Source organism: Merdibacter massiliensis (assembly GCF_900155395.1).
GTDB lineage: Bacteria > Bacillota_I > Bacilli_A > Erysipelotrichales > Erysipelotrichaceae > Merdibacter > Merdibacter massiliensis.
The window spans coordinates 106,695-125,227 of sequence record NZ_LT699724.1; the positions used below are offsets into that span (position 1 = coordinate 106,695).

Sequence of the window (18,533 nt, forward strand, 5' to 3'; positions counted from 1 at the left end):
GAGGAGATCTTGTTTTTTTACCAAATTGCATAAATGCCATATAGAAGCAAACGTTTCAATAACGGCAGTTGTTTTATTTGCTTTTTCATCTGATAAAGCAGATCTAGCATTACTGCTTTTTCATCATTACTCATTTGATCATTTGAAAAACGTGCTTTTTGAGCAATGCTCAGTGCAGCTGCGGGAAGTGTCAGACCATATTGCTGTAATTTCTGCATCACATGATAACTAATGAGTATGGACGCATTTATATCATGCTGTCTGCATCTGGATTCTTGAATAAAATGACGGATCAGTAATTGTAAAAAATATAGAAATGGAATGATCAGCCAGATCAAGTGATTTGCAGTATGTGTTTGTGTTGGAGAAGAAGGAGTTGGAATGTCTTCTGTTGGTGTTTGGGTAACGGAAGGAGTCGTTTGTTCTATTTCTTGTGTCGGCTGTTCTGGCTCATTGATATCATTCTCTGCTTGTGTGCTGTGCATAGGTGCAGATTCCGTAAATTCAAGAGGAATCCAGCCTAGATTTGTATCATAGATCTCTACCCAGGCATGTGCGTGAAAGTCCCGTACATTTGCATAATTACCATTAAAATCTTCAGCGGTGATGCGGTAACCCTCGACATAGCGGGCAGGATAGCCATAATAACGCATCATCAATGTTGCAGCAGTTGCGTAATGAACACAATAGCCGCGATGATTTTTTGTCAGAAAATAAGTGAGAAAATCTTCGCCCTCAGGCAAGGATCCTGGGGTCAGGGTGTATTCGACATGTTCATTCAAGTAATCTTTAACATAACTGGCTACTTCTTGCATGGAGGAATTGCGTAAAGTGAAATACCGTGGATTTTTCAATTGCAGATTCGAGAATAAATTTTTTTCATTTTCATTTAGCTGTGTGTAGAAATTTAAAGCAAAACGATCATATGTGCTATCAAGATCTGCTGGTGCATAATTCGTCTGCAAATAAGAATTGAGCGTTTCGCTGCGCCAAATGTGGTATTGATAGGTAGCCTCATTTGCATTGCGAACCAGGAAACTGTCATTTACACTTTGTGGATCACCACCATCAATGGATGCCAGAAAATAAGGTACGACTCGTCTTGTGCTTCCACGGTAATCGTCGATGATAACAGTAGATGTGATAAAGGAAGGATCCTTATTCCAGATTGCTGCATTAGGATCTAACTGTAATAAAATAGAAGGATAGTCAATGGCAGCAGAGTCATATATATCTTGCAGTAATTGGTCCCAATGATTGTCATTGTAATTGGCACCGCTATACGTACGTAAATAATATGTCTGCGGGGTGCCTTGCACTTGGAAATGAATGGCACCTACATAGAAACGATCATTGGCTTCTTGCAGATCGATCGTATCTTGATTTTCATTTATAAAAAGCTGCTGAAACCGGGTCATGACTTTTGCAATTGTTTGATCTCTTAACTGTTGATTATATTGCCAAATGGTTTCTTTTGGAAATATAAAAAGCGATAGGATCAGTAGAAAGGACATCGACAGCAGGAAAAAAACGTATGTTGAAAACGATCTTGCTGATGGAGATCGAAGCAATAACAGTAAGAAGATCCATATCGTTAAAACATAAATCGTGAATGGTTGGGGAACATGGTGGAGCAAGCATGGAATTAACAAGACAATCAATAAAAAAGCAGCGAGATGTGGCCAACGGCAGATTCTGATCAATGAATCAAAAAGAGCAAGCATGAATAGAAAAAGCAGTAAGAACAAGATCCATAAAAGAAAGCGGGATTGTTGGATCGCAGTGTTGATTGAAAATGGGTAAAAGACCAAAGTAGAGTAGAGACGATAGATACTTAAAGTTTGATTATACAAGGATTTCCAGATACTTGGCAGAAAGAGAAATGTTGCAATCAAAATAAGCAGCAAGATAACGGTAAGGATAATCGGGGATTGTTTGGAAAAAACACGCAGATATAGGGTATAGAACAGTGAACCGAGAACGAAAAGGAATAGTATTGATAGAGGTGATAACATAGAAAAAATCAGCTGAAAGTGAATAAAATAAGAAAATGCGATCAAGAAAGGAAAGCAATGAAGAAATCTAGAGTGCCATTGTGTCATTATGATCAGCTCCTTCCTGTTTGATCGCGTAGAGCCCCTGTTGTATTTTTTTTACTGGAAATGGGAATATTTGTACGCTGCTTTTGGGTTGGGATATAATTTGATATAAAGATGAGGTCACATCTTCTATCTGTTGCAATTCGATCATTTGCTGTCTTTGTTCACTGTAATAGATGATTTGCAAATGTATGTTTTCTGTTAAAAGTGCTTTTGCAATCCCTTGGTAGAGTGCTAATGTTTCTTTACATTGCATAATGGATCCACTGAGATCCAGCAATAAATGAATCGTAGAATGGGAAACATTTTCAAATTCCCGTATCATGAGTTTTCCGCTTTTGTAACTTAATTTATGATGGATCCACCTGAATGCGTCACCTGGCCGATATTCCCGTACTTCATGTTTATCTTGCCATGCATCTTCTCTTCTTTTAGAAGCGATGTATGTCTGCAAGGCGTTATGACTACTGGAATGTGCTTCTTGCGGTAACTGTAAAAACGCAATTTCTATCTTCTTTTTTCTTTCCTGAAGCGAAAACAAATGCAAAATATCAAAGCAGCGGATTTTTTGTACCGTTAAATTGATCATTCCTGGTGCAAAGTGTTCACTGGGGTACACTTGATCATTGAATAATGAAATCGTTTGAATGTTTTCTTCTTTTGTAAATGCATTATATTCTTTTATCTGCAGCTCGATGAGAGGATGTCCAAATATGAAGTGATCCTCTATCTGTACCCATATGTGATCATCTCTTTTCGCAAGTCGTATTTGCACAGTGCATTTTTGTAAAATAAGCAAACAGAAAGAAAACAAAGGCAAGAGTATAAGCAGAGGAATCAACATGAACAACCAATAGGCATCCGTAATGACAAATAATATGCAGATAGTGAAGATAAAAGAGAAATAGCAGATCCAAGCAAAGATACGTTTGTACATCATAAGGATGGTTCATTTGTTTCTTTGATAATGGAATGCAAGATGGCAGCGTTATCTTCTTTGTTTGCTTGAGGATCTGCTAAATGTATGCGATGTGATAAGACATCGATAAATACAGCCTGAATATCTTCTGGTAATACATAATTTCGTTCATGGAGATAAGCACGAGCCCTTGCAGCCGCCGCTAAAGCGATGGATCCCCGCGGACTTGCTCCTTGTTGAATCGCTGGATGGTTGCGTGTTTTTTGTATCAGAGTGACAATATAAGCGTATAGATCATCATGGATAAATACTTGCTCACAATCCGATTGCATCTTTTTAATGGTTTCTTCATTCATGATTTGCTGCGGTATCTCGTGCATAACTTCTTTGCTTTTTAAAATGCGTATCTCTGTTTTTGCATCAGGATAGCTGCAGGACAAACGCATGAGAAAACGCTCTAATTGACTGTCGGGAAGCGGTTGGGTTCCTGCGGATCCGTAGGGATTTTGCGTGGCGATCACGATAAATGGATCCCATGCGGGGTAAGTTATCCCATCGACAGTAATGTTGTTTTCTTCCATGACTTCTAAAAGGGCAGCCTGAGTACGGCTGGAAGTACGGTTAATTTCATCGGCTAAAAATATATTGCAAAAAACTGCACCAGGATATAATTTTGCCTGTTTTGTTTCCGGATCGATCATTGTAAAACCTACGACATCACTTGGCAAAATATCAACAGTAAATTGCATACGCTTGCTTTTTAAGCCCAATACTTGTGCAAAGGTTTTTGCAATCGTTGTCTTGCCTACACCAGGAATGTCTTCTAGCAAGATATGTCCTTTTGCTAAGATTGCAATCAAAATTTTTTCTAATAGTTCATCTTTGCCAAAAACAGCTTTTTTTACTTCATTCAGTATTCTTTCATCTAGTCGCATATGATTTACCTCATTTTCAGATTTTTATGGTATTTATATAATATAGTTTGCCTTAAAACATCTGTTTGGTCAATGAAAATACGAGAAATACGGGGCAAAAAGGCAGTTCTATATTTTCTATCAATAGGAATAGAGAGAAAATACTTGCAAGAAATGGAGGTTTTCGTTAGAATAAGAATGTTAGTAGCACAAAAGGAGTGAGAATACATGATCCGACATGCAAAAAAGGAAGATGCAGACTCGTGCATACGCTTGCTCGATGCAATGAAAGAAGACTATGCTGCTTATAGAAAAAAATCATTTAAGGAAGATTTGATGAACAGTATCGAACAGCGTGAAGTCTTTGTCAGTTTGGACGATGATACGTTAGAAGGCTTTGTGATGTTTGACCGTAAGAATAAGGAATTGACAATGCTAGCGGTTCATCCAGATTATCGTAATCAAAGTGTCGCAACAAAATTGATCTATACGGTTGCCGGCTGTTTCGAACCAGAAGACGAGATAAAGGTGACTGCATATGGCAATGAAGAACAGATTGAAGAATTAAAGGGCTTTTATTATTCTTGTGGCTTTGAAGATGATGAAGATTGTACGGATTGTAATGCTGCACTTCATCGTTTTGTCTATAGAGTTTAATCAGGAAACGTTTGTTTCCTTTTTATTTGTTAGAAAATACAAAAATATAGAGGAAATTGTTTTTCCTATATAAAAAGAGGTATTTTTTTATGGAAACCTTGGAAAAACATTGACAAATTTTATGTAGGTTTTATAATTTTGACGTAATTACATAGGTTAGAAAGCTGAAGAGGTGGTTGTACTATGACAGGTAGAGTTGTTGTTGGCACTCAGTGGGGTGACGAAGGAAAGGGAAAAATCGTAGATGTATTGAGTGAGCATGCAGATACGATCGTACGCTTCCAAGGGGGAAACAATGCAGGCCATACGGTAATCGTAGACGGAGAAAAATTCGTATTGCATTTGCTTCCTTCAGGTGTGCTGCACGAAAATGCAAAATGCATCATTGGACCAGGCGTGGTCGTGGATCCTTTTGTATTATTGGATGAAATGTCCGTTTTGAAGAAAAAAGGGTTGAGCTGTGATCATATCTTGATTTCTGATCGTGCGCATATCATCATGCCATATCATGTTTACCAAGATGAACTGCAGGAAAAACATTCAGGCAACAATAAAATTGGCACGACAAAGAGGGGTATTGGACCTTGTTATTCCGATAAATTTGCTAGACATGGCATTCGTATGTGTGATTTACGTGATTTCCATGTATTTGAAGAAAAGGCACGCCGCTTTTTAGCTGAAAAGAATCGCTTATTTACTGAAATTTATGGTGAGAAACCGCTTGACTGTGATAAGATGATCAATGATTTCAAGGCCATTCGCGATGAAATTGTCGCACGTCTGGTAGAGAGTGTCAGCATGGTCAATCAAGATCTAGATGAAGGAAAAGATGTGCTTTTTGAGGGAGCACAAGCAGCTATGCTGGATATCAACTATGGAACTTATCCATATGTTACATCTTCTTCTCCAACTTCTGCAGGTGTTTGTACCGGTGCCGGGGTGGCACCTAGCAAGATCACCCAAGTGATTGGTGTTGTCAAGGCATATTCTACACGCGTTGGCGAAGGTCCTTTTGTCACTGAATTAACGGACGAGATCGGAGAGCAAATTCGTACAAACGGAGGCGAATATGGGGCAACGACAGGCAGACCTCGCCGTTGCGGCTGGTTAGATCTAAATGTTGTTAAACATGCCAGTATCATAAACGGATTGACAGATATCGTTTTAACGAAAATTGATGTGCTGAGCGGTATGGACACATTAAAGGTTTGCGTGGCGTATGAGATTGATGGACAGCGATATGACTATATTCCTTCTTCAGTGGAAGATGTAGCAAAAGCAAAACCGATCTATGAAGAACTAGAGGGATGGAAGGAAGATATCTCCAAGATGGAAACATATGAGGAACTTCCAGAAAATTGTAAACGTTATGTACAGTTTATAGAAAAAATTTGTGGTGTACGTGTATCTATGATCTCTGTTGGACCAGATCGCAAGAACAATATCTATGTTCATGATCTGATTCATGCAAGATAAAAAAGAAAGGGTCAAAAAGACGGAGGTAAACATGAAAGAGTTAGAAATGATGTACGAAGGAAAAGCAAAAAAGGTGTTCAAAACGGAGGATGCAGACCGCTTGATCGTTGCCTATAAAGATGATGCGACCGCATTCAATGGACTGAAAAAAGGAACGATCGTAGGAAAAGGAATCGTCAACAATCGCATGAGCAATTATCTTTGCAAATTGTTGGAAGAAAAAGGAATTCCTACGCATTATGTAGAGGAGCTGGATGATCGCCGTACAGTTGTAAAAAAAGTGGAAATTGTTCCATTAGAAGTGATCATTCGTAATAAAGCAGCAGGAAGTTTCTCTAAACGATTGGGTGTTCCGGAGGGAACAGAGTTAAAGTGTTCTACATTGGAATTTAGTTATAAAAATGACGATTTAGGAGATCCGCTAATCAACTCTTACATGGCTTTAGCACTCGGCTTGGCTACAAAAGAAGAAATTGATACAATTTCCAAAATGGCGTTTGAGATCAATTCAATCTTACAAGAGGTATTTAAGAACATTGGAATTGAATTGATTGACTTTAAATTAGAATTTGGACGTTATCATGGACAAATCATTTTAGCTGATGAAATTTCTCCTGATACTTGCCGTTACTGGGATATGAAGACGCATGATCATTTGGACAAAGATCGTTTCCGTCGTGATTTAGGTGATGCAGAAGGTGCATACCAAGAAGTTTATCACCGTCTTGGTTTAGATAAATAAGGTGGGTGTTCAATGAACGAAGTTTATCAAAGTCCGCTGGCGCAACGCTATGCCAGCAAAGAAATGCAGAAACTATTTTCAAATGATAAAAAATTCCGCACTTGGCGTCGCTTATGGATTGCTTTAGCGGAAAGTGAAAAAGAATTGGGTTTAGACATTACGCAGGAACAGATCGATGAATTGATTGCACATAAAGATGATATCAATTATGAAGTCGCTAAACAGCGCGAAAAAGAAGTTCGCCATGACGTGATGAGTCATGTTTATGCCTATGGCTGTCAATGTCCAAAAGCAAAAGGAATCATTCATTTAGGCGCTACCAGCTGTTATGTAGGGGATAATACTGATTTGATCATCATGCATGAAGCAATGGAGCTTGTAAAGAATAAATTGGTCAATGTATTGGCTCAATTGGAAAAATTTGCTTTGACATACAAGGATTTGCCGGTTTTGGCATTTACACATTTTCAGCCTGCACAACCAACGACATTAGGAAAGAGAGCAAGTATCTGGGCACAGGATCTGTTGATGGATTATGAAGAAATCAGTTACTTGCTGGAACATAAAAAACTGCTTGGATGCAAAGGGACTACCGGAACGCAGGCAAGCTTTATGGAGTTATTTGATAAAGACAGTGAAAAAGTAAAAAAATTAGATACACTGATTGCGAAAAAGATGGGTTATGATGCTTGCTTTGCTGTTTCTACGCAGACGTATTCACGTAAATACGACACACGTATTTTGCATGCATTAAGTTCTATTGCACAAAGCGCACATAAATTTTCAAATGATATCCGTCTTTTGCAGCATTTAAAAGAAGTGGAAGAACCATTTGAAAAGAGTCAGATTGGTTCTAGTGCAATGGCATACAAGCGTAATCCAATGCGCAGTGAACGTATGGCATCGCTTGCCAATTATGTGATCACGGATGCAATGAATCCAGCTATTACGGCAGCTACACAGTGGTTTGAACGTACACTGGATGATTCAGCAAATAAGCGTATTGCTATTCCGGAAGCATTCTTAGCCATTGATGGCATTTTGGACCTGTACCTAAATATCACAGAAGGCTTGGTCGTTTATCCAAAAGTAATCGAAGCACATCTGATGAACGAATTACCGTTTATGGCTACAGAAAACATCATGATGGATTGCGTGAAGCTGGGTGGCGATCGTCAAGAACTTCACGAAGCGATTCGCGTGCATTCTATGGCAGCAGGCCGTGTCGTCAAAGAAGAGGGAAAACCAAACGATTTACTACAGCGTATTGCTGACGATCCGCGCTTCCCGATGACATTGGAAGATTTGCAGAAAATCATGAAACCGGAAAATTTCGTGGGACGCAGCGTGCAGCAAACAGAGGAATTCTTTACAGAATTCATTGATCCAATCCTGGAAAAAGAAAAATCGGTTTTAGGTATCCATGCACAGATTAATGTATAATTGAAAACAGTCCGTCTTCTGGACTGTTTTTTTCTTGTTCGCATTGTCATATGAGTTGCTATTTCTTTTGATCGATGTTATATTTTATAAAATTTCTGTATGCTTTTGTAATGATGATAGCTGAATTGCAGCAATCATGTAATACATAGTATGAAGAAAGAAGGAGAGTGACAAAGTGAATTTGTTTTTGGGTTTGATCATACCGTTCATAGGGACCGCTGCGGGATCTGCTTGCGTGTTTGTCATGCGGCAACAGTTACGTGATCATGTACAGAAAGCATTGCTGGGATTTGCCAGCGGAGTGATGATTGCAGCATCGGTATGGTCTTTATTGATACCGGCAATGGATCTCTCAAAGGATCTTGGCAGGCTGGCTTTTTTACCGGCAGTGATTGGCTTTTTTGTTGGTATTCTGTTTTTGTTGTTTTTGGATTGGCTAATACCTCATTTGCATTTAGGCAGTGAGGAAGCAGAGGGGCATAAGAGCTCATTCAAAAGAACGACGATGCTGATGTTGGCAGTGACGATTCATAATATTCCTGAAGGAATGGCTGTAGGCGCTGTTTTTGTCGGCTTGTTGTTAAGCGGTAATGAAATCAGTCTGGCTTCGGCCTTTGCCTTGTCGATTGGAATTGCCATTCAAAATTTCCCAGAAGGGGCTATTATTTCTCTTCCTTTGCGTAGCGAAAAGGGCATGAACCGCAGAAAGGCGTTCCTGTATGGTGCGGCAAGCGGCATCGTGGAACCGATTGCAGGAGTGTTGGTATTACTGCTGTCACATTATTTGGTGCCTGCTTTACCTGTCCTGTTATCTTTTGCTGCAGGAGCGATGTTGTATGTCGTGGTAGAAGAATTGATTCCAGAAACTTCGCAAGGTTCGCACAGCAATTTAGGCACGATCGGTTTTGCTTTTGGTTTTGCATTAATGATGATGTTGGATGTCGCATTAGGTTAGAAGACAGCTTGGCTGTCTTTTTTTGCGGTAAATGATAAGGAAATTTAAAATTATGCTATACTAACAAAAAACGGAGGAATTTGCATGGAAACATTATTAGAAAAATATGCGCGATTAGCATTGCTTTGCGGAGTAAATTTGCAAAAAGGACAAACATTGCTCATACAAGCGGATATTGCTGCTGCTGAGTTTGCTGAAGTGGTGACGAGAGAAGCATATGCTTTTGGCGCAAAAGAAGTGGTTGTACATTACAGCGATGAAAGAATAACGAGATTGCATTATCTATATCAAAGCAGTGATACGCTTTGCACGATTCATGATTGGAAATTGGAATGTAAATCGGATTATTTGAAGAAAGGGGCTTGTATCTTACATATCATCAGCGATACACCGGGTATTTTCGCTGATTGCGATACAAAGAAAATAACAGAAGCTCGTTTGGCATACGCTAAAGCGAGCAAAGATCTACAGCGATATACGATGAATAATGAGTGTGCCTGGAGCATTGTGGCAATACCTAGTCCTGCTTGGGCAATGCAAGTTTTCCCTGATCTGACAAAAGAGGATGCCATGAAAAAATTATGGCAAGCAATTTATGATAGTGTCTATATCAAAGAGGGAGCAGATCCTGTTCGTGAATGGAAGTCAAGAAATGCACATTTTCATCAACGCGTAGCGGCTTTAAATAAGCAGCAGTTTAGAATGTTGCATTTTTCGAATGGATTAGGAACGGATCTGAAGGTACGGTTGGTCGAGCATCACCGCTGGGAAGGAGGCAGTGAGAAAACAACAAATGGAATCGATTTTAACGCGAATCTTCCAACTGAAGAAGTCTATACGATGCCGCATCGTGAAGGTGTAGATGGAATTGTATATGCAAGCAAACCATTGGATCATAATGGTGTGTTGATCAAGGATTTCTATATTGTGTTCAAAAATGGAAAAGTAGTTGATTTTGATGCAAAGCAAGGAAAGGAGGCACTCGCTTCTTTGATCCATTTTGATGAAGGAAGCAATCGCTTAGGTGAAGTGGCTTTAGTTCCATATGATTCTCCGATTTCTTTATCAGGACTTCTATTTTATAATACTTTATTTGATGAAAACGCTTCTTGTCATTTGGCCCTGGGAGATGCTTATCCATCTTGTCTAGAACACGGTGTGCAAATGACAGAAGAAGAATTGCGTGCAGCCGGGGCCAACCAGTCAATGGCACATGTTGATTTTATGTTTGGCACAGCTGATCTTTCTGTAAAAGGGATTGGCAGATATGGTGAAATAGAGATCATGAAAAATGGCAACTTTACGTCCTCTTTTCGATAAATATCATTTTATTTTCGAAAATAGGAAGCCGATTTTTACGGTTGTTCCTCTATTTAATAAATGATATACTGAGATGTGTGAAGATAGAAAGGATGATGATATGCGAAAAAAAATATGGATAGGGGTCTGTCTGATTGCTGTATTCTTTGTGATGTTTCCCAAGGCTGGCAAAGCGGTAGATGCCTATACAGTAGATAATTTAAATATCACCATTCATGTCCAAGAAGATGGAAAACTGCTCGTTCATGAAGAGTATGACCTGAATTTTAATTACTATCGCAGTAGTTTTGTGCGCAATATCACTTCAACATATCATATACCTACGACAACGTCACAGGGAATCATCTATCAAGATTATTATTTCCCAGTAAGAGACATCGAGGGAGACCGCCTTTTGTCTGTGGATCGCAACGAAGATGGATCTGTTGTTACGATGGGAGAAAAAAATAAGCAGTTGACAGGACAGCAAAAGTTTTCCATTTCTTATACGGTTCAAACAAGCGATCTGCATATGCCGGATAATTCGCAAATGTTATATTGGACATTGATCACGAATTTGGATACGAAAGTAGAGCATATGCATTATGAGATCTATATGCCGAAAGCATTTGATCCGCAGGAGGTCTATGCGAATACCGGAAAATATGGAGATTCCAAAAATACCTTAAGTACACAGATAAATGGAAATGTGATCAGCGGAGACCTTTTACAGCCCTTAGAAAAAAATGAGATGGCGACGATTAAGGTCAATCTGCCAAATTCTTATTTTACTTTTCCTCAGCCGGTGGATGGAAATATCACCGCATCTTTATTCTCTATTCTGCTGTTATTGGTTGTTTCATTGGTATTTTGGCGTTTTGGACGTGAACAGGAAATATTCATTGATGTACAAACGGAAGTACCAAAAGAGATCAACAGCAGTGAGATCGGCTATATCATGAATCGCTTTTCAAGCAATGATGATCTGTTATCAATGTTTATCGATTGGGGGAATCGCGGTTTTTTAAGAATTCATGATCACGGTGAAAATTTTGAATTAGAAAAATTGCGTGAGATGAATGATTTGAATGCGAAGCCGTATGAAAAAGAATTGTTTGATACGATCTTTCAAAATAATACGACCGTAGACCAAGACGAATTAAGAGAAGCGCGTGTGGCGTTCGCATTGGATAAATCAAGGCATTTATTGGATCGATCTTTTACTAAAAAGAATGGACGACAGGTCTATACAGACAGTTCATTGATCCTACAGGCTGCTATGGTCATCATAACATTGTTACCGTCTTTATTCTTTGTATGGGTGATGACATATACTCGTTTTGAGCTTTGGGAACTTTCTTTGCGCAATATGATTCCGTCCTTTTTGCTCGGGTTGGATCTGATAGGATGGGTCTATCTGATGCGTCATCGTTTTACCTTTAATATCAAACAATTTTCCATCCGAATGACAATTTTGATTGTTGTTGCATTTATCTTGTTATCATTTAATTCTGTCACTTTGTATTTATATGGAATTCAAAAATGGTCGTTGGTCGTTTATTTATTTGTGAGCGTGGCATTATTTTTCTGTATGTTATTCATGGATAAACGGACACGCAAAGGAAACGAATGGAAAGCAGAAATATTAGGAATACGTGAGTTCGTAGAGAGTGTAGAGCCTGAACAACTAAATAAGTTATTTCAACAAAATCCAAAGCTTTTTCAAGAATTTCTTCCGTATGCTTATGTTTTGGAGCTGGCAGATATTTGGGCCAAAAAATTTGAACATATTCCTGTTCAACAACTGGATTGGTATGATGGTATGCATGAATATGATCACTTTGATACGTTTTTGTTTTGGCATACATTTTACTATTGTTTCTACTATATGAAACAAAATACGATGTATCGACCGCCGATTAAAGAAGCAGGCTTTTTCCATTTTTCTTTGAGAAGCTTGCTGCCAAAAAGAAAAAAATAGCATTGACGAGATCCTCTTTATTTGTACCGTTCCTAAAGAGGATCTTTTAATTAAAGACATATGACGGAGATACTTGTTTCATATCTTGCGTTTTCCATAAGAACTTATTGCAAATGGATTGACAATGAATTTGTGAATGATTATGATAATACTATCAACAAAGAAAAGGATATGGGAATGGATGGTCACATTCAGAGAGAAGGCGGTTGGTGCAAGCCTGATGGAGGATATTCATTCTTACTACCTTGGAGTTGCCCCTGAAAAGAGGGCCGTAACCGGCGTTAACGGATAAGAGAGCATGTGATGAAAATTACATGAACAAAGGTGGTACCGCGCTTGACAGAACGTCCTTTGAGTTCTGTCTTTTTTTATGGAGAGGATGATGAAAATGATCGATATCAAAGAAAATGAACAGTTAAGCACTTTGAATCATTCCTGTGCACATATGATGGCGCAGGCAGTCAAACGTCTGTATCCCCAAGCAAAATTTTGGGTTGGTCCGGTTGTATCTGAGGGATTCTATTATGACATGGATCTAGGCGATAAAAAAATTACGGATGATGATCTTGTCCAGATCGAGAAAGAAATGAAAAAGATCGCAAAGGATGGAAAACGAATCGTACGTGAAGAGATTTCGAAGGCAGATGCTTTGGAATTATTTAAGGACGATGAGTATAAGCTGGATCTGATTCAAGGATTAGAAGATGGAAAAATCACGATTTATCGCCAGGGAGAATTTGTTGATTTATGCCGCGGACCGCATGTAGACAGTGTAAAGCGTTGTAAAAATTTTAAACTGTTGAAACATTCTGGTGCTTATTGGAAGGGTGACGCCAACAATAAAATGTTACAACGTGTGTATGGTATCTGCTTTGAAACGAAAGAAGATCTGGAAGAACATTTAGCGTTGTTAGAAGAAGCAAAAAAACGTGATCATAAAAAGCTGGGCCGTGAACTTGGTTTGTTTATGATGAGCGAGTATGCTGCCGGTATGCCGATCTTTTTGCCGAATGGCATGATCATGCGCAACGTATTAGAACAATTCTGGTATGAAGAGCATACGAAAGAAGGCTATCAATTTATCAAAACGCCGATCATGATGAGCAAAGAACTTTGGGAAACGAGCGGACATTGGGATCATTACAAAGAAAACATGTATACGACAATGGTGGATGATCGTGAATTTGCCATTAAACCAATGAACTGTCCGGGGGCGATGCTCGTTTACAATAACGGTCTGCATTCTTATAAGGACCTGCCTCTTCGCATTGGTGAATTAGGCCAAGTACATCGTCATGAAGCGAGCGGAGCGTTAAACGGTTTGTTCCGAGTACGTACGTTTACTCAAGATGATGCACATTTGTTCATGCGTCCAGATCAAGTAGAAGAAGAAGTTAAACGTCTGATTCGTTTTATCGACCGTATGTATTCGATTTTCGGATTAACTTATGAAATTGAGCTCTCTACGCGTCCGGAAGATTTCATGGGAGAAATTGCTGTATGGAATCAGTGTGAAAAAGCGTTGGGCGATGCTTGTCATGCAGCAGGCAAGGATTATCGGATCAATGAAGGTGACGGCGCTTTCTATGGTCCAAAACTGGACTTCCATATCAAAGACAGTTTGGGACGTGTATGGCAATGCGGAACGATCCAGATGGATATGAACTTGCCAGAGCGCTTTGATTGTACCTATGTCGACAGCGAAGGTAAAAAAGTACGTCCGGTAATGCTGCATCGTGTAATCTATGGTTCAATTGAACGTTTTATTGGTATCCTGATCGAACATTATGGAGGTCATTTCCCAATGTGGCTGGCGCCAAAACAAGTAGAAATCATTCCGGTTCTCGGCGATAAACATGGTGATTATGCTCATCAGGTAAGCAAAGAACTTGCACAGGCCGGTATTCGTTGTCATGTAGATGATCGTAACGAAAAATTAGGTTATCGTGTGCGGGAAGCACAATTGGCTAAGGTTCCTGTTCAGATTGTCGTAGGTGAAGGAGAATGTAACGATCATACAGTTACGATTCGCCGATCACAACATAAAGAGAGCATGACGCTTCCATTAGAAGAAGCCGTTCAATTATTTGTTAAAGAGATTGAGGAGAAGAAAGCATGAAAAAGTTAACATCTATCGTTCTAGCTGCCGTGATGTCTTTATCTTTGTTTGGTTGCGGAGCATCGCAAAATAAAGAAGTGAAAGTATTGGCACCTACTGGTGCACCCGCTCTGGGTGTTTTAGGTGCTGCTACAGCTGAAAATGTGGCATCTTTCGAGACAGTCAGCGGCAGTGATGTATTACAGGCAGAATTGGCAAAAGAAGACAGTGAATATGATATCATCGTAGCACCTAGCAATTTAGGCATGATGTTGTCTTCAAAAGGTGCAGATAATTATGAATTGGCCGCTGTTATTACATGGGGTAATTTATATTTGGTTTCTGCTGATGAAGATGCTCTAGAAAAAGATGGTGAATTTGCCGCTTTTGGTGAAGGTGCCGTTCCACAATTAGTGTTAGAAAATGCGATTGATTTAAATTCTGTTAAACCAAACGTTACTTATTACAATGCAGTTAGTGATGCGCAGGCGCAATTGATGAGCGGAAAAGCAGATGTTGCATTATTGGCAGAACCTGTCGTAACGGCAACGATTGCAAAAGCAAAAGAAAACGGAAAAGAATTGAAGATCATTGGCGACCTGCAGCAGATGTATGCAGAAAAAAATGATACATCTGCAGATAAAGGATACCCTCAAGCAGCAATTTTTGTGAAAAAGGGTGAAAGTGCATCTGTCAGCGATGTCTTAAAAGCAATCGAAACATTTGCCAATGAAACTAGCAGTGACAGTGAACAATTAACGGATGCGATTAATTCAGTCGGAGTTGATAAACTGGGAATTCCAAATGTAAATGTTGCAGTCAAATCTTGGTCACGTCAAAATATTCGCTATGTCAGTGCACAGGATGCAAAAGAAGATTTGGCACAATTTGCTAAGATCTTTAATATCGATGTAGATCTGGATACGTTATTAGTAAAATAAAGGGGGGGTAGCTTATGAAAGTAGCAGTTACTTTTGAAAATGGGAAAGTGTTTCCGCATTTTGGCAAGACGTCTCAATTTTTAGTGGCAGATGTAGAGAATAACAATGTTGCAAATGAGCAGATTCTTTCTACAAATGGCAGTGGCCATGGCGCTTTGGCAGCCCTATTGAAAGAATGGGGCATAGATACTGTGATTTGTGGTGGTATTGGACAAGGTGCCATCAATGCTCTGGAGGCACAAGGTATTTCAATTATTCGTGGTGTAGAAATGGATGCGCGTATGGCATTACAGGCATTTGCAAATCAAGCATTAGTAGATGATCCTAGCCGTAAATGCACACATCATGAACATGAAGAAGGACATGATTGCGGTTCACATACATGTCAATAAACCAGCAAAAAACTTCTCAATTTGATTGAGGAGTTTTTTTTGATTTGTGCCTGAATCCTATACAGAAAAGCAATTTTTTGTCCATATGTTTTTTTTGCTGTTGATCCGATTTGAAAAAAGATTAAAAAAAATTAGCACAGGGGTTGCCAAAGTGCTAAAAGTGAGTATAATAGACTGTGTTAGCAGTAAAGCACAAAGAGTGCTAATTTCTAAAGGAGGAATTGAAATGCTGAAACCGTTACATGACAATGTAGTATTAAAGAAAGAAGAAGTAGAAAATAAGACCGCAAGTGGTATCATCTTAACAAGTGAAAACAAAAATAAGCCTAGTATCGGTGTTGTTGAAGCAATCGGTGAGGGTTGTAAAGATGCCGGTTATAAAGTAGGCGATAAAGTCGTTTACAAAGAGTATTCTGGAACTCGTGTAAAGATGGATGAAGAAGAATATATTGTAATTGCCGATGAAGATATCTTGGCAGTTGTAGCATAAGGAGGTATATGATTTATGGCAAAAGAAGTTCGTTTTTCAAAAGATGCTCGTGAAGCAATGCTTAGAGGTGTAAACACGTTAGCAGATGCTGTACGTGTTACATTGGGACCAAAGGGACGTAATGTCGTTTTAGAGAAAGAATACGGTTCTCCATTGATTACAAATGATGGTGTCTCTATCGCAAAAGAAATTGAATTAGAAGACAAATTTGAAAATATGGGAGCAAAGTTAGTTTATGAGGTAGCTAACAAGACAAATGATACAGCAGGTGATGGTACGACCACTGCTACGATCTTGGCGCAAAGCATGATCGAAAATGGATTGAAGGCTGTAGAAAAAGGAGCAAATCCAGTCTTGATGCGTGAAGGTATCGAATATGCCAGCAAAGAAATCGCTAAACATATCTTAGAGAAATCACGCAAGGTAGAGACAAGCAATGATATTGCATCTGTAGCCACAATTTCTGCCGGCAGCAATGAAGTTGGAAATACAATTGCTGAAGCAATGGAAAAGGTTGGTCGCGATGGAGTGATCAGTGTCGATACGTCAAACGGATTTGAAACGGAATTGGAAATCAGTGAAGGTTTGCAATACGATAAGGGTTACGTTTCTCCATATATGGTCAGTGATCGTGAAAAGATGCAGGTGGAAATGGAAAATCCGCTGGTATTGGTTACAGATCAAAAGATCAGCAACATTCAAGAAATCTTACCTTTATTGGAACAAGTATTGCAAGCAAATAAACCGTTGTTATTGATTGCAGATGATTTTGAAAATGAAGTAGTTTCTACTTTGGTAGTCAATAAATTGCGTGGCACTTTCAATGTCGTAGCAACGAAAGCACCTGGTTTTGGCGATAATCAGAAAGAATTGTTGCAGGATATTGCTGTATTGTGCGGGGCTAAATTCTTCTCTAAAGATTTGAACATGGATCTAAAAGAAGCACAGATGAGTGATTTAGGTCAAGTGAAAAAATTGGTTGTTACAAAAGACAACACAACGATGATTGGCGGAGCCGGAGACAAAGCGGCTGTAGAAGCACGTAGCAATGAGATTGCTGCACAAATGGACAATACGACAAGTGAGTATGATAAGAAACGTTTGGCAGAACGTTTGGGTAAATTAAATAACGGTGTTGCTATCATCAAAGTAGGGGCAGCTACGGAAAGTGAATTAAAAGAAAAGAAATTGCGTATTGAAGATGCATTGAATGCAACTCGCGCAGCTGTAGCAGAAGGTATCGTCATTGGTGGCGGAGCTGCTTTGGTAGAAGCTTACGTGGCAATGAAAGATCAGTTAAAATCAGATATCGTTGATGTACAAAAAGGTATTAAGGTTGTATTTGACGCTTTATTGGCTCCTATCGCCCAGATCGCAGAAAATGCAGGTTATAATGCTGAAGAAATCGTTGATGCACAAAAGAAAGCAGAAACAAATATTGGCTTTGATGCAAAAGCTGGCGAATGGATCGACATGTTTGAAAAAGGAATCATCGACCCTACAAAGGTAACTCGTAGTGCTTTATTGAATGCAGCAAGTATCTCTGCATTATTCATTACGACTGAAGCCGGTGTTGCAGCAATTAAAGAGGATACACCAGCACCTGTTATGCCTCAAGGCGGAATGTATTAATAACACTCTATAGAAAAAGAGGCTGTAACGAATAAGGAATGGCCAAAAATAAAAAATGCATCTGATCTCAAAAGAGAAAGGATGCATTTTTTGGTATAATTTAGCAAGGAGTCAACTGGAACAAATATCTTGATCACCCTGCTCACAGAGGGCGTGAAGAATATAATTCCTTCAAGATAATCAAAGTCATCCTGTTTGCGTTCATGAATCATATTTATAGTCTAAGAGATATTGAAAAAAGCTGTAGAACGGACATCCGTTTCATGTTCTTGATGCAGGAGGAAATGCCAAGTCACATGGCATTTCATCGTTTCATCCAAAAGTATTTAAAATATGACATCCAATTCATTTTTAGAGATATATTTGAATCAATTGATCATGATACGGTTTATATTGATGGAACCAAGCTTGAGGCCAATGCCAACAAGTTTACTTTCATCTGGAAAAAGACCGCAATCAAAACAAGAGATAAAATATTCACTCGATTAAACGAAT

At 39.0% G+C, this 18,533-nt stretch carries 16 protein-coding genes and 1 pseudogene; 14 read left to right on the plus strand and 3 right to left on the minus strand.

Annotation, left to right across the window (positions count from 1 at the left end; genetic code table 11):
• Positions 1-17 precede the first annotated feature (17 nt).
• The 3 genes from BQ9859_RS05300 to BQ9859_RS05310 are packed head-to-tail and all read right to left on the minus strand — an operon-like array spanning position 18 to position 3,953.
• Positions 18-2,102 (minus strand): transglutaminaseTgpA domain-containing protein, encoded by a 2,085-nt coding sequence (locus tag BQ9859_RS05300; RefSeq protein ID WP_075877193.1) that lies wholly within the window; start codon positions 2,100-2,102, stop codon positions 18-20.
• Positions 2,083-3,039 (minus strand): DUF58 domain-containing protein, encoded by a 957-nt coding sequence (locus tag BQ9859_RS05305; RefSeq protein WP_075877195.1) that lies wholly within the window; start codon positions 3,037-3,039, stop codon positions 2,083-2,085. The genes BQ9859_RS05300 and BQ9859_RS05305 overlap by 20 nt, the downstream gene beginning before the upstream one ends.
• The gene (locus tag BQ9859_RS05310; protein WP_075877197.1) at positions 3,036-3,953 is read right to left on the minus strand and encodes an AAA family ATPase; all 918 of its coding nucleotides are present in this window, start codon (positions 3,951-3,953) and stop codon (positions 3,036-3,038) included. Before BQ9859_RS05310 ends, BQ9859_RS05305 begins: the two co-directional genes overlap by 4 nt.
• A 207-nt stretch (positions 3,954-4,160) precedes the next feature.
• On the opposite strand from BQ9859_RS05310, the gene BQ9859_RS05315 reads away from it, so the two are divergent.
• The 14 genes and pseudogenes from BQ9859_RS05315 to BQ9859_RS12790 all read left to right on the plus strand — a co-directional run.
• A complete protein-coding gene (locus BQ9859_RS05315) occupies positions 4,161-4,589 on the plus strand; it encodes a GNAT family N-acetyltransferase (RefSeq protein ID WP_075877198.1) in 429 nt (142 codons plus the stop codon).
• A 183-nt stretch (positions 4,590-4,772) separates the two neighbouring features.
• The gene (locus BQ9859_RS05320) at positions 4,773-6,065 is read left to right on the plus strand and encodes an adenylosuccinate synthase (protein WP_075877200.1); all 1,293 of its coding nucleotides are present in this window, start codon (positions 4,773-4,775) and stop codon (positions 6,063-6,065) included.
• Between the two features lie 31 nt (positions 6,066-6,096).
• Positions 6,097-6,807: a phosphoribosylaminoimidazolesuccinocarboxamide synthase gene (gene purC, locus BQ9859_RS05325; RefSeq protein WP_075877202.1), complete on the plus strand. Its 711-nt coding sequence runs from the start codon at positions 6,097-6,099 to the stop codon at positions 6,805-6,807.
• 12 nt (positions 6,808-6,819) lie between these two features.
• Positions 6,820-8,250 (plus strand): adenylosuccinate lyase, encoded by a 1,431-nt coding sequence (gene purB / locus BQ9859_RS05330; protein ID WP_075877204.1) that lies wholly within the window; start codon positions 6,820-6,822, stop codon positions 8,248-8,250.
• A 175-nt stretch (positions 8,251-8,425) separates the two neighbouring features.
• On the plus strand, positions 8,426-9,205 hold the full coding sequence (locus BQ9859_RS05335) for a ZIP family metal transporter (protein ID WP_075877205.1): 780 nt from the start codon (positions 8,426-8,428) through the stop codon (positions 9,203-9,205).
• 84 nt (positions 9,206-9,289) lie between these two features.
• Positions 9,290-10,525 (plus strand): aminopeptidase, encoded by a 1,236-nt coding sequence (locus tag BQ9859_RS05340; protein WP_075877206.1) that lies wholly within the window; start codon positions 9,290-9,292, stop codon positions 10,523-10,525.
• A 100-nt stretch (positions 10,526-10,625) separates the two neighbouring features.
• On the plus strand, positions 10,626-12,485 hold the full coding sequence (locus BQ9859_RS05345; RefSeq protein ID WP_075877207.1) for a DUF2207 family protein: 1,860 nt from the start codon (positions 10,626-10,628) through the stop codon (positions 12,483-12,485).
• Positions 12,486-12,621: 136 nt separating this feature from the next.
• Complete coding sequence (locus BQ9859_RS12440; RefSeq protein WP_235846400.1) at positions 12,622-12,777, plus strand: hypothetical protein; 156 nt, start codon at positions 12,622-12,624, stop codon at positions 12,775-12,777.
• Between the two features lie 96 nt (positions 12,778-12,873).
• Complete coding sequence (thrS, locus tag BQ9859_RS05355) at positions 12,874-14,604, plus strand: threonine--tRNA ligase (protein WP_075877276.1); 1,731 nt, start codon at positions 12,874-12,876, stop codon at positions 14,602-14,604.
• Positions 14,601-15,524: a substrate-binding domain-containing protein gene (locus tag BQ9859_RS05360; RefSeq protein WP_075877209.1), complete on the plus strand. Its 924-nt coding sequence runs from the start codon at positions 14,601-14,603 to the stop codon at positions 15,522-15,524. Before thrS ends, BQ9859_RS05360 begins: the two co-directional genes overlap by 4 nt.
• A 14-nt stretch (positions 15,525-15,538) precedes the next feature.
• A complete protein-coding gene (locus BQ9859_RS05365) occupies positions 15,539-15,916 on the plus strand; it encodes a NifB/NifX family molybdenum-iron cluster-binding protein (RefSeq protein ID WP_075877210.1) in 378 nt (125 codons plus the stop codon).
• Between the two features lie 226 nt (positions 15,917-16,142).
• Complete coding sequence (locus BQ9859_RS05370; protein ID WP_075877277.1) at positions 16,143-16,406, plus strand: GroES family chaperonin; 264 nt, start codon at positions 16,143-16,145, stop codon at positions 16,404-16,406.
• Between the two features lie 15 nt (positions 16,407-16,421).
• The gene (gene groL, locus BQ9859_RS05375; RefSeq protein ID WP_075877211.1) at positions 16,422-18,038 is read left to right on the plus strand and encodes a chaperonin GroEL; all 1,617 of its coding nucleotides are present in this window, start codon (positions 16,422-16,424) and stop codon (positions 18,036-18,038) included.
• 161 nt (positions 18,039-18,199) lie between these two features.
• Positions 18,200-18,385, plus strand: a pseudogene (locus BQ9859_RS12790) (transposase); the annotation flags it as partial.
• Between the last annotated feature and the right edge of the window lie 148 nt (positions 18,386-18,533).

Excerpts from the sequence above, each read along its gene's own strand:
- purC (WP_075877202.1), top strand. The coding sequence starts at position 6,097 with ATGAAAGAGTTAGAAATGATGTACGAAGGAAAAGCAAAAAAGGTGTTC.
- BQ9859_RS05310 (WP_075877197.1), bottom strand. The coding sequence starts at position 3,953 with ATGCGACTAGATGAAAGAATACTGAATGAAGTAAAAAAAGCTGTTTTT.
- BQ9859_RS05365 (WP_075877210.1), top strand. The coding sequence starts at position 15,539 with ATGAAAGTAGCAGTTACTTTTGAAAATGGGAAAGTGTTTCCGCATTTT.
- BQ9859_RS05340 (WP_075877206.1), top strand. The coding sequence starts at position 9,290 with ATGGAAACATTATTAGAAAAATATGCGCGATTAGCATTGCTTTGCGGA.
- BQ9859_RS05320 (WP_075877200.1), top strand. The coding sequence starts at position 4,773 with ATGACAGGTAGAGTTGTTGTTGGCACTCAGTGGGGTGACGAAGGAAAG.
- BQ9859_RS05315 (WP_075877198.1), top strand. The coding sequence starts at position 4,161 with ATGATCCGACATGCAAAAAAGGAAGATGCAGACTCGTGCATACGCTTG.
- BQ9859_RS05360 (WP_075877209.1), top strand. The coding sequence starts at position 14,601 with ATGAAAAAGTTAACATCTATCGTTCTAGCTGCCGTGATGTCTTTATCT.
- groL (WP_075877211.1), top strand. The coding sequence starts at position 16,422 with ATGGCAAAAGAAGTTCGTTTTTCAAAAGATGCTCGTGAAGCAATGCTT.
- purB (WP_075877204.1), top strand. The coding sequence starts at position 6,820 with ATGAACGAAGTTTATCAAAGTCCGCTGGCGCAACGCTATGCCAGCAAA.
- thrS (WP_075877276.1), top strand. The coding sequence starts at position 12,874 with ATGATCGATATCAAAGAAAATGAACAGTTAAGCACTTTGAATCATTCC.
- BQ9859_RS05370 (WP_075877277.1), top strand. The coding sequence starts at position 16,143 with ATGCTGAAACCGTTACATGACAATGTAGTATTAAAGAAAGAAGAAGTA.
- BQ9859_RS12440 (WP_235846400.1), top strand. The coding sequence starts at position 12,622 with ATGATTATGATAATACTATCAACAAAGAAAAGGATATGGGAATGGATG.
- BQ9859_RS05305 (WP_075877195.1), bottom strand. The coding sequence starts at position 3,039 with ATGATGTACAAACGTATCTTTGCTTGGATCTGCTATTTCTCTTTTATC.
- BQ9859_RS05300 (WP_075877193.1), bottom strand. The coding sequence starts at position 2,102 with ATGACACAATGGCACTCTAGATTTCTTCATTGCTTTCCTTTCTTGATC.
- BQ9859_RS05345 (WP_075877207.1), top strand. The coding sequence starts at position 10,626 with ATGCGAAAAAAAATATGGATAGGGGTCTGTCTGATTGCTGTATTCTTT.